6 protein-coding genes are annotated in these 12238 nt (G+C 63.3%); 5 read left to right on the top strand and 1 reads right to left on the bottom strand.

Annotated features, from left to right (window positions below; genetic code table 11):
• Positions 1–156 precede the first annotated feature (156 nt).
• Positions 157–3093, bottom strand: coding sequence for a bifunctional [glutamate--ammonia ligase]-adenylyl-L-tyrosine phosphorylase/[glutamate--ammonia-ligase] adenylyltransferase (glnE, locus tag JYG36_RS02850; protein ID WP_213603052.1), 2937 nt, complete (start codon positions 3091–3093; stop codon positions 157–159).
• 383 nt (positions 3094–3476) lie between these two features.
• On the opposite strand from glnE, the gene aceE reads away from it, so the two are divergent.
• The 5 genes from aceE (at position 3477) to JYG36_RS02825 (ending at position 12200) form a co-directional block, all read left to right on the top strand.
• Positions 3477–6122 carry a pyruvate dehydrogenase (acetyl-transferring), homodimeric type gene (aceE, locus tag JYG36_RS02845; RefSeq protein WP_045199161.1) on the top strand — a complete coding sequence of 882 codons (2646 nt, stop codon included), beginning with the start codon at positions 3477–3479 and terminating at the stop codon, positions 6120–6122.
• Between the two features lie 13 nt (positions 6123–6135).
• Positions 6136–7767 (top strand): dihydrolipoyllysine-residue acetyltransferase, encoded by a 1632-nt coding sequence (gene aceF, locus JYG36_RS02840; RefSeq protein WP_213603049.1) that lies wholly within the window; start codon positions 6136–6138, stop codon positions 7765–7767.
• Between the two features lie 297 nt (positions 7768–8064).
• A complete protein-coding gene (locus JYG36_RS02835) occupies positions 8065–10758 on the top strand; it encodes a putative bifunctional diguanylate cyclase/phosphodiesterase (RefSeq protein WP_045199157.1) in 2694 nt (897 codons plus the stop codon).
• A gap of 131 nt (positions 10759–10889) precedes the next feature.
• Entirely contained in the window at positions 10890–11558 is a 669-nt protein-coding gene (gene msrA, locus JYG36_RS02830; protein ID WP_093378790.1) for a peptide-methionine (S)-S-oxide reductase MsrA, read from the top strand.
• A 9-nt stretch (positions 11559–11567) separates the two neighbouring features.
• A complete protein-coding gene (locus JYG36_RS02825) occupies positions 11568–12200 on the top strand; it encodes a glutathione S-transferase (protein ID WP_045199153.1) in 633 nt (210 codons plus the stop codon).
• Positions 12201–12238: the final 38 nt, after the last annotated feature.

The raw sequence follows: 12238 nt of genomic DNA, 5'->3' as shown, positions 1-12238 counted from the left end.
GCTTTATCCAGAAACGATCAGGGAGGCTGCAAACTGTTCGCAAACAGCCTGGCCTCCCCTCTTTATATTCAGGCTATATGTCGACCAGTGTACGCCACTCGGGCTGTACTGTGGTCGTGGCAGGCGTCCTGGTGCCTGAACCGCCTGGCCGATGGCTCAACTCAAACCCAGCTGCGACCAGATCCGCCGCACCTCCTGGCGCTCCTGGACGAACTGCCCGGCATCGATTACCCCGGCCTGCTTTTGCAGGGCCTGGCGGTGCGCGGCGGAACGGAACGCCTTGTACACCTCGCGCAGCAGCACGGCATCGCTGGCGGGCATCAGCCCGGCCTGCTCAAGCTCTTCGAGGATGCGGATGTTGTCGGTCCAGCGCAGCAGTGCCGGATGGTCGTGAGACCAGGCCAAAGCGGCGTATTGCACCATAAATTCGATATCGACGATACCACCGGCATCCTGCTTGATATCGAAGGGCACACCGGCCTCGAAAGCATTGGCCGCAGTCCCGGCGGCGCTGAGCTTGGTGCCGAGGTTGTCGCGCATCTTGGCGCGCATCTCGCTGACCTCGGCCTGCAGCTTGGGCAGGTCGCGGGCCTGGCCAAGGATGCGCGCGCGCACCGCCTCGAACGCCGTACCCACCTGCGGGCAACCGACCAGCACCCGGGCGCGGACCAGGGCTTGGTGCTCCCAGGTCCAGGCTTCGTTCTGCTGGTAACGCTCGAAGGCGCCCAGGGAGCTGACCAGCAACCCCGACGCACCCGAAGGTCGCAGGCGCATGTCCACGTCGTAGAGTTGCCCGGAGTTGGTCTGGGTGGTCAGCAGGTGAATGATGCGCTGGCCCAGGCGGGTAAAGAACTGCGCGCTGTCGATCGGCTTGGCGCCATCGGTTTCGGCCTGCGGGTCGCCGTCGTGGATGAACACCAGGTCCAGGTCCGAGCCGTGGCCCAGCTCGATGCCGCCAACCTTGCCGTAGCCGACAATAATGAAGCCCGGGTCGCACAGGCTGCCGTCGCTGCGCTTGGGCTGGCCGTGACGGCTGACCGTCTGGCGCCAGGCCAGGGCCAGCACCTGGTTGAGAATCGCCTCGGCCAGCCAGGTCAGGTAGTCGCTGACTTTCATCAGCGGCAGGTTGCCGGCGATTTCTGAAGCGGCCACGCGCAGGCTGTGGGCCAGTTTGAAGTGGCGCAAGGCCTCCATTTGCTGCTCGAGGTCGTCCTCGGGGATGCGCGTCAGCCGCTCGCGCAGCTCGGCGGCCAGTTCCGGGGCCTGCGGCGGGCTGAACAGGCGGCCTTCATTAAGCAGTTCATCGAGCAGCAGCGGGAAGCGGGTGATCTGCTCGGCGATCCATGGGCTGGCGGCGCACAGGGTCAGCAGACGGCGCAGGGCGCCGGGGTTTTCGGTGAGCAGCACCAGGTAGGCCGAACGCCGGGCTACCGCTTCGACCAGCGGCAACACCCGTTCCAGCACCAGGTCCGGGTCGGCGTGCTCCACCGCCTGGGCCAGCAGGCGCGGAATAAAGGCATCCAGACGTTCACGCCCCAGGCGCTGCATGGCCCGCAACTGCGGGCTGACACGCAAGCCGGCGAGTTGCTTGAGGGCTTTTTGCGGGTCGGCAAAACCGGCGTCCTGCAGCTGACGGCAGGCGGCCTCTTCATTCTGGGCTTCTTCCCACAGCGGCAGCCATTCGCCGCCGACAATCACTTCGCCTTCTTCATTCTCGTCTTCATCCGGATCGGCAATCACTTGACGGAAGTGCCAGTCGATCCGCCCACGCCAGTGCATCAGTTGCGCATGGAAGCTCGGCCAGTCGGCAAAGCCAAGCATGAAGGCGATGCGCGCGCGGTCCAGCTCATCGTCCGGGAGCATCTGGGTCTGGCGGTCGGCAATCGCCTGGATCGCGTGTTCGGTATAGCGCAGGAATTCATAGCCTTCGCGCAGCTCGGCAATCACCGCCGGCGGCAGGTAACCCTGGCCTTCGAGGGTCGACAGCACTTTGAGCAACGGCCGCTGCTGCAGGCTCAGGTCGCGCCCGCCGTGAATCAACTGGAAGGCCTGGGCAATAAATTCGACTTCGCGGATGCCGCCGGCACCCAGCTTGATATTCTCGGCCATGCCCTTGCGCCGCACTTCCTGCTGGATCAGCTGCTTCATGGTGCGCAGCGCTTCGATCGCCGAGAAATCCAGGTAACGCCGGTAAACGAAGGGCCGCAGCAGGTCCAGCAACTGCGCGCCGGCCACCTGGTCGCCGGCCACCACCCGCGCCTTGATCATCGCGTAGCGCTCCCAGTCGCGGCCCTGGTCTTGGTAGTACTGCTCCAGGGCATTGAAGCTGAGCACCAGGGCGCCGGCCGAGCCATACGGGCGCAGGCGCATGTCGACACGAAATACAAAGCCGTCGACGGTGATCGGGTCGAGGGCCTTGATCAGCCGCTGGCCCAGGCGGGTGAAGAACTCCTGGTTGTCCAGCGAGCGCTTGACCCCTTCGGTTTCGCCGCCTTCGGGGAAGGCGAAGATCAGGTCGATGTCCGACGACAGATTAAGCTCCACCGCGCCGAGCTTGCCCATGCCCAGCACCACCATGTGCTGCGGCTCACCGCTGCGATGGCCGATCGGCGTGCCGAACTGCTGGCAATGGCGCGGGTACAGCCAGTTGTAGGCCTGGTCTATACAGGCGTCGGCAAGGTCGGACAGGTCGCGGCAGGTCTGCACCAGGTCGGCCTGGCGAGTCAGGTCGCGCCAGATGATCCGCACCTGCTGGCGGCTGCGCTGGCGGCGCAGGTTGCGCGCCAGTTCGTCCTCGCTCTCGGCGGCCTGGCTGGCGGCAGCGATCTGCGCGCACAACTGGCCTGCGGCAAAGGCCCGGTCGAGTTCGCCACTGGCGGCCAGATCGACCAGCATCGCCGGGTCGCGCAGCACCTGTTCAAGGGCAAAATCACTGGCCGCGCTCACCCGGGCGAACTGCGCCCAGCGTTCGGCGTTCCAGTCAGCAACAGACAGTTCTGGCTGCAGGGCGACAGCCGCACGAAACGATTGCTCGTTACGGCTGACCAAGGCAGTGAGGGTGGCCGGCAGTTCGGCCAGCAAAGGCAGGCTCATGGTCTATCCTTGATCGGCGAGATTGGGTTGGCAGCGAGCGGACCGGGGAACCCTGACCACGGTTGGACTGTCGTACAAAAGTTAGAAATAGCTGTAAAAACTGATTTTCTGGCAGAAACCATCGCAGCAAACCTTTTCTTAACTTGTTTTTAACCACCGGTATCGATTTTTCCCACAACCCGAACTGCGGCCACGAGCCATTTTTGTGTAGTTTTACTACTGCCCGATCACTTCAAAAGCATGAAATGGTGATTCATTTGTAGTAAAACTACACAACGCCGGTACACTCTCCGGTAATCCAAGAATTTTATGTCGTCTGCCCAAAAGGCCAGTCGCAAACTCAGGCAACCGATTCTGGAAGCCTTTCCGCCCTGGAGCAAGCCATGCAAGACCTCGATCCCGTCGAAACCCAGGAATGGCTGGACGCCCTGGAGTCGGTTCTCGACAAAGAAGGCGAAGACCGCGCTCACTACCTGATGACCCGTATGGGCGAGCTGGCCACCCGTAGTGGCTCTCAGCTGCCATATGCCATCACCACGCCATACCGCAACACCATCCCCGTTACCCACGAAGCACGCATGCCTGGCGACCTGTTCATGGAACGCCGCATTCGCTCGTTGGTCCGTTGGAACGCGCTGGCCATGGTGATGCGCACCAACCTGAAAGACTCGGACCTGGGCGGCCACATTTCGAGCTTCGCCTCCAGTGCCACCCTGTACGACATCGGCTTCAACTACTTCTTCCAGGCTCCGACCGAAGAACACGGCGGCGACCTGATCTTCTTCCAGGGCCACGCCTCGCCTGGCGTCTACGCCCGCGCCTTCATGGAAGGCCGCATCAGCGAAGACCAGATGAACAACTTCCGCCAGGAAGTCGATGGCAAGGGCCTGTCTTCGTACCCGCACCCATGGCTGATGCCTGACTTCTGGCAGTTCCCGACCGTTTCCATGGGTCTGGGCCCGATCCAGGCGATCTACCAGGCACGCTTCATGAAGTACCTGGAAAGCCGCGGCTACATCCCTGCAGGCAAGCAGAAAGTCTGGTGCTTCATGGGCGACGGCGAGTGCGACGAGCCGGAATCCCTGGGCGCAATCTCGCTGGCTGGCCGCGAGAAGCTCGACAACCTGATCTTCGTCATCAACTGCAACCTGCAGCGCCTCGACGGCCCGGTTCGCGGCAACGGCAAGATCATCCAGGAACTCGAAGGCGTGTTCCGTGGTGGTGGCTGGAACGTCAACAAAGTGGTCTGGGGCCGTTTCTGGGACCCACTGCTGGCCAAGGACGTCGACGGTATCCTGCAGCGTCGCATGGACGAAGTCATCGACGGCGAGTACCAGAACTACAAGGCCAAGGACGGCGCGTTCGTCCGTGAGCACTTCTTCAACACCCCAGAACTCAAGGCCATGGTCGCCGACCTGTCCGACGACGAGATCTGGAAGCTCAACCGTGGCGGCCACGACCCGTACAAGGTCTATGCGGCCTACCACCAGGCGGTCAACCACAAAGAGCAACCGACCGTCATCCTGGCCAAGACCATCAAGGGTTACGGCACCGGTGCTGGCGAAGCCAAGAACACCGCGCACAACACCAAGAAGGTCGACGTCGACAGCCTGCGTCACTTCCGCGATCGTTTCGACATCCCGGTCAAGGACGAAGAGCTGGAAAACCTGCCGTTCTTCAAGCCTGAAGAAGGCAGCGCCGAAGCCCGTTACCTGGCCGAGCGCCGCAGCGCCCTGGGTGGCTTCGTGCCGCAGCGCCGCGCCAAGAGCTTCAGCATCCCGACCCCGCCACTGGAAACCCTGAAGGCGATCCTCGACGGCTCGGGCGACCGTGAAATTTCCACCACCATGGCCTTCGTGCGGATCCTCGCGCAACTGGTCAAGGACAAGGAAATCGGCCAGCGCATCGTCCCGATCATCCCGGACGAAGCCCGTACCTTCGGTATGGAAGGCATGTTCCGCCAGCTGGGCATCTACTCGTCCGTCGGCCAGCTCTACGAGCCAGTCGATAAAGACCAGGTGATGTTCTACCGCGAAGACAAAAAGGGCCAGATCCTCGAAGAAGGCATCAACGAAGCAGGCGCCATGTCCTCCTTCATCGCTGCCGGTACTTCGTACTCGAACCACAACCAGCCGATGCTGCCGTTCTACATCTTCTACTCGATGTTCGGCTTCCAGCGTATCGGCGACCTGGCCTGGGCCGCTGGCGACAGCCGCACCCGTGGCTTCCTGATCGGCGGTACCGCCGGCCGTACCACCCTCAACGGTGAAGGCCTGCAGCACGAAGACGGTCACAGCCACATGCTGGCCGCGACCATCCCGAACTGCCGCACCTATGATCCGACCTACGGCTACGAGCTGGCGGTGATCATCCAGGACGGCATGAAGAAGATGACCGAAGAGCAACAGGACGTCTTCTACTACATCACCGTGATGAACGAGTCCTACCAGCAGCCAGCCATCCCGGCCGGTGTCGAGGAAGGCATCATCAAGGGCATGTACCTGCTCGAGGAAGACACCCGCGAAGCGGCGCACCACGTTCAGTTGCTGGGCTCCGGCACCATCCTGCGTGAAGTTCGCGAAGCGGCGAAGATCCTGCGTGAAGAGTTCAACGTTGGCGCCGACGTCTGGAGCGTTACCAGCTTCAACGAACTGCGTCGCGACGGCCTGGCCGTAGAGCGCAGCAACCGCCTCAAGCCTGGTCAGAAACCTCAGGTTACCTACGTCGAAGAGTGCCTGGCTGGCCGTAAGGGCCCGGTCATTGCCTCCACCGACTACATGAAGCTGTTCGCCGAGCAGATTCGCCAGTGGGTTCCGAGCAAAGAGTTCAAAGTCCTGGGTACCGATGGCTTCGGTCGCAGCGACAGCCGCAAGAAGCTGCGTCACTTCTTCGAAGTCGACCGCCACTTCGTGGTGCTGGCTGCCCTGGAAGCCTTGGCTGACCGTGGCGATATCGAACCGAAGGTCGTGGCTGAAGCCATCACCAAGTTCGGCATCGACCCGGACAAACGCAACCCACTGGACTGCTGAGGAGTATTTTTAAGTGAGCGAACTCATTCGCGTACCTGACATCGGCAGCGGTGAAGGTGAAGTCATCGAGCTGTTCGTCAAAGTTGGCGACCGTATCGAAGCCGACCAGAGCATCCTGACCCTGGAATCGGACAAGGCGAGCATGGAAATCCCTGCTCCCAAGGCCGGCGTGGTCAAGAGCCTGAAGGTCAAGCTGGGCGACCGTCTGAAAGAAGGCGACGAACTGCTGGAGCTGGAAGTCGAGGGCGCCGCTGCTGCGGCCCCGGCGGCTGCCGCCCCTGCCGCAGCGCCTGCTGGCGAAGAAAAACCTGCTGCTGCCCAGGCCCCGGCGGCCCCGGCCGCAGCACCGGCTGCCGCAACCGTCCAGGACATTCATGTTCCGGACATCGGCTCCTCGGGCAAGGCCAAGATCATCGAGCTGCTGGTCAAGGTCGGCGACAGCGTCGAAGCCGACCAGTCGCTGATCACCCTGGAATCGGACAAAGCCTCGATGGAAATCCCGTCGCCGGCTGCCGGCGTGGTGGAAAGCATCGGCGTCAAGCTTGAAGACGAAGTCGGCACTGGCGACTTCATCCTCAAGCTCAAGGTCCAGGGCGCTGCTGCCCCGGCGCCAGCGCCTGCCGCTGCTGCCCCGGCCGCCAAGGCTGAAGCCGCACCTGCTGCTGCACCTGCTCCGGCTGCCAAAGCCGAGGCCGCAGCGGCGCCTGCCGCTGCCCCTGCACCAAGCGGTGCCAAGGTTCACGCCGGCCCTGCCGTGCGTCAGCTGGCCCGTGAGTTCGGCGTCGAACTGAGCGCGGTTGCCGCCAGCGGCCCGCACGGTCGTGTGCTCAAGGAGGACGTGCAGGTTTACGTCAAGGCCATGATGCAGAAGGCCAAGGAAGCTCCAGCCGCCGGTGCCACCGGTGGTGCTGGCATCCCGCCGATCCCGGAAGTCGATTTCAGCCGCTTCGGCGAAATCGAAGAAGTGCCGATGACCCGCCTGATGCAAGTTGGCGCCACCAACCTGCACCGCAGCTGGCTGAACGTGCCGCACGTGACCCAGTTCGACAGCGCCGACATCACCGAGCTGGAAGCTTTCCGCGTAGCCCAGAAGGCCGTGGCCGAGAAGGCTGGCGTCAAGCTGACCGTGCTGCCACTGCTGCTCAAGGCGTGCGCGCACCTGCTCAAGGAACTGCCGGACTTCAACAGCTCGCTGGCCCCGAGCGGCAAGGCGATCATCCGCAAGAAGTACGTCAACGTCGGCTTCGCGGTGGATACCCCGGACGGCCTGCTGGTCCCTGTGATCAAGAACGTCGACCAGAAGAGCCTGCTGCAACTGGCTGGCGAAGCGGCGGCCCTGGCAGAAAAAGCCCGGACCAAGAAGCTTTCGGCCGACGACATGCAAGGCGCCTGCTTCACCATTTCCAGCCTCGGCCACATTGGCGGCACCGGCTTCACGCCGATCGTCAACGCGCCGGAAGTGGCGATCCTCGGTGTCTCCAAGGCAACCATCCAGCCAGTCTGGGACGGCAAAGCCTTCCAGCCGAAGCTGATGCTGCCGCTGTCGCTGTCCTACGATCACCGCGTGATCAACGGTGCTGCTGCTGCGCGCTTCACCAAGCGCCTGGGCGACCTGCTGACCGACATCCGCACCATGCTGTTGTAATTGCTGTTTCCTGTCTCCCCTGCCGGGGAGACAGGCTCCCTTTTCGAGCTGCCACGCTCGTACCTCAACCCCGTCATTTTGGCGGGGCTTTTTTTATCTGCTGGAAAGGTCCTGTGGAAGTGGGCTGAGCCCGCGATGCGCTGTGTCCGACTTAAGATTCCTACGCCAATGCCGACACAGTTAGTACGGAGGTCTCTGTATCGCTTGTCAGCCTCAAGCGCATGATGCAACCTTGCCGACACGCGTAGTAGCAGATTGCTCTATTTGCGCGAACAGCCTTCTTGAAGCGAGCTCTCGATGAAAAGCCAACCTGATGCCGCCAGCCGTATGGTGGCCGAGGTCGTGACGCAGTTGCCCGTGCCCTCGCGGCTCGGGATGCTGCGTTTCGAGCGGCTGAACGAGGCGAGCTGGGCGCTGCTCTATCTGGACCCTGGTTGCGAACGGCAATTTGGCCTGGCCGCCGTCGAACTCTGCGCCCTGGTCGGCTCGCCCTACGCCAGCCTGATGGAGCCCGAAGCGCGCTACAAACTGCACGACGCCATCCAGCTGCAACTGGCCCAGCGCCCGCATTACCTGGTGCGCTACACCCTGCACACCGGCCAGGGCCCGCTGCACCTGCTGGAGCTGGGCGAAGCCTACAAGCAGCACAACCGCCAGCTGCTGCGCGGTTACCTGATGGTCCTCGACAGCCAGCCGGGAGATACCCCGGACCTGTCGGCCGCCGACCTCGAGACCCGCAACAGTCGCCTGCAGATCGCCCTGCAACTCAACCAGCGCGCCCAGCAGGAACAGCTCGAGCACCTGGAGCGGGTGCGCGCCCAGCAGGACCTGATCCTGCACCTGGCGCGCCATCGCTACAGCGCCAGCAACTCGCTGCTCGAAGCCGCCGAGCTGATCACCCGCAGTGCCTGCGAGATCTACAAGATCGACTGCGCAAGCATCTGGTACCTGGAAGAGCAGCAACTGCAGCCGATTTCGGCGTTCTACCGTTCGACCCAGGAATACCGCCTGCCCGAGCCCATCGACGCCAGCCGTTTTCCCGACTACCTTGAAGCGCTGCACACCAGCCGCGCCATCGACGCCCACAACGCCACCCACGACCCGCGCACCCGCGACATGGCCGAGAGCCTGCGCCCACGCGATATCAACGCCATGCTCGATGCCAGTATCCGCATCGATGGCCAGGTGGTCGGGGTGCTGTGCCTGGAGCAGACCGGCTCGGCGCGGGCCTGGCAAACCGATGAGATCGCCTTTGCTGGCGAGCTGGCCGACCAGTTCGCCCAGGTCATCAACAACCACAACCGGCGCACCGCGACCAATGCCCTGCACCTGTTCCAGCGCGCCGTCGAGCAAAGCGCCAACGCCTTCTTGCTGGTCAACCGCGACGGTGTGGTCGAGTACGTCAACCCAAGCTTTACCGCCATCACCCAGTACAGCACCGATGAAGTCCACGGCCACCGCCTGTCGGAGCTGCCGGCGCTGGAAAACCTCAGCGAGCTGCTGTTCGACGCGCCGTCGAGCCTGGCCATGGGCAACAGTTGGCAAGGCGAGTTCAAGAGCCGGCGCAAGAACCTCGAGCCCTACTGGGGCCAGCTGTCGATTTCCAAGGTGTTCGGCGACAATCGCGAACTGACCCACTATATCGGCATCTACGAAGACATCACCCAGAGCAAGCTGGCCCAGCAGCGCATCGAGCGCTTGGCCTACACCGACAACCTGACCAGCCTGGGCAACCGCCCGGCGTTCATCCGCAACCTCGACGAGCGCTTCGCCCGCGACAGCGACAGTCCGATCAGCCTGCTGCTGGTGGACATCGACAACTTCAAGCGGATCAACGACAGCCTCGGCCACCAGACCGGCGACAAGCTGCTGATCAGCCTGGCCCGGCGCCTGCGCAACAGCCTGAGCCCCGGCGGCAGTCTGGCGCGCTTTGCCAGTAACGAATTCGCCGTGCTGCTCGAAGACACCGACCTTGAAAGCGGCCAGCAGGTGGCCCAGCAACTGCTGCGCACCCTCGACAAACCGATGTTCGTCGACAACCAGCTGATCAACGTCACCGGCTCCGTGGGCCTGGCCTGCGCGCCGCTGCACGGGCGCGACCCGCAGACGCTGATGAAGAACGCAGGCCTTGCCCTGCACAAGGCCAAAGCCAACGGCAAGCACCAGGTCCAGGTGTTCACCGAAGCGCTCAATGCCGAGGCCAGCTACAAGCTGTTCGTCGAGAACAACCTTCGCCGCGCCCTGACCCAGAACGAGCTGGACGTGTTCTACCAGCCCAAGCTGTGCCTGCGCAGCGGCCGCCTGCTGGGCCTGGAAGCGCTGCTGCGCTGGAACCACCCGGAAAAGGGCATGATTCGCCCTGACCAGTTCATCAGCGTCGCCGAAGAGACCGGGCTGATCATCCCCATCGGCAAGTGGATCGCCCGCCAGGCCTGCCGCATGAGCCAGACGCTGCGCCTGGAGGGCCTGGGCAACCTGCAGGTGGCGATCAACCTCTCGCCCAAGCAGTTTTCCGACCCGGACCTGGTCGCCTCGATCGCCAATATCCTCAAGGAAGAAGCCCTGCCCCCGCACCTGCTGGAGCTGGAGCTGACCGAGGGCCTGCTGCTGGAAGCCACCGAAGACACTCACCGCCAGCTGGACCAGCTCAAGCAACTGGGCCTGACCCTGGCCATGGACGACTTTGGCACCGGCTATTCGTCGTTGAGCTACCTGAAGAAATTCCCGATCGACATCATCAAGATCGATCGCAGCTTCATCCACGAAATCCCCGACAACCAGGACGACATGGAGATTACCTCGGCGGTGGTGGCCATGGCCCACAACCTCAAGCTCAAGGTGGTGGCCGAAGGCATCGAGACCGCCGAGCAGCTGGCCTTCCTGCGTCGCCACCGCTGCGATGTCGGCCAGGGCTACCTGTTCGACCGGCCGATTCCGGGCAGCGAGCTGATCACCAAACTCAAACGCTATCCGCGTGGCCCTATCGCCTGACAGCGGCGTTTGTCTCGGGCAATATAGGTTCATTCGGGTCCCATCGCGGGTCAAGCCCGCTCCCACAGTGGGAGCGGGCTTGACCCGCGATGGGACCAGCCTTGCCTACCCCAATCAGCAGAGGAACGATCATGGTCCTGCGCTCGGAGATTCTGGTGAACAAAAACGTCCTGCCCACTGCCGAACAGGCCTTGCCTGGCCGCGAAACCCCGATGACCCTGCCCGAGAAGCATTTTGTCTTCAAGGACACCCCGCTGCTCGGCCCGTTCTTCGAAGGCGCCATCGACTTCGCAATCTTTGGCCTGGGCTGCTTCTGGGGGGCCGAGCGGCGCTTCTGGCAGCGTGAAGGCGTGGTCAGCACCGTGGTCGGCTATGCTGGCGGTTTCACCCCCAACCCGACCTACGAAGAAGTCTGCTCGGGCCTGACCGGCCACACCGAAGTGGTGCTGGTGGTGTTCGACAAGGACAAGGTCAGCTACCAAGAGCTGCTGGCGATGTTCTGGGAACTGCACAACCCGACCCAGGGCATGCGCCAGGGCAACGACATCGGCACCCAGTACCGCTCGGTAATTTACTGCACCAGCCCCCAGCAACTGGACGAGGCACTGGCCAGCAAGCAGGCCTACCAGGCCGAACTGAGCAAAGCCGGTTTCGGCGAGATCACCACCGAAATCGAGCAGGCGCCGACCGTGTACTTTGCCGAGGCCTACCACCAGCAGTACCTGGCCAAGAACCCCGACGGCTACTGCGGCATCGGCGGTACCGGTGTCTGCCTGCCACCGAGCCTGCAAGGCAACTGAGGGATCGACATGTCCGCACCAAGCATGACCCTGTTCCATTCGCCGGCCTCGCCGTTCGTGCGCAAGGTCCTGGTGGTGCTGCACGAAACCGGGCAAACCGACCGGGTGGCGCTGCAGACCGTCAACCTCACCCCGGTCGATCCGGTGGCCGAGCTCAACCAGGGCAACCCGGCCGGCAAGATCCCGGCCCTGCGCCTGGCTGACGGCAGCGTGCTGCACGACAGCCGGGTGATCTGCGAATACCTCGACCTGCAGCATGTCGGCAACCCGCTGATCCCCCGTGACGGCTGGCCGCGCTGGCATCGCCTGACCCTGGCGTCGCTGGCCGATGCGATCATGGATGCCGCGGTGCTGACCCGTTACGAAACCTTCCTGCGGCCCAAGGACAAGCAATGGGACAGCTGGATCGAGGCGCAACAGGACAAGATTCGTCGTGGCCTGAGCAACCTTGAGCAGCAGCATTTCGCCGACCTTGCCTCAGGCTTCGACATCGCCGCCATCGGTGTGGCCTGCGCCCTGGGTTACCTCGACCTGCGCTTCCCCGACTTCGGCTGGCGTGAGCAACAGCCGCAGCTGGCGGGGTGGTATGCGCAGGTTTGCCTGCGTGAATCGATGCGCGCGACTGACCCTTCGATTGTCTGAGCCGGCCTTATCGCGGGGCAAGCCCGCTCCTACGTGCG

This window comes from Pseudomonas sp. SORT22, assembly GCF_018417635.1.
In the GTDB taxonomy this organism is placed as follows: Bacteria; Pseudomonadota; Gammaproteobacteria; order Pseudomonadales; family Pseudomonadaceae; genus Aquipseudomonas.
This window is presented reverse-complemented; position numbering and strand designations above follow the sequence as displayed.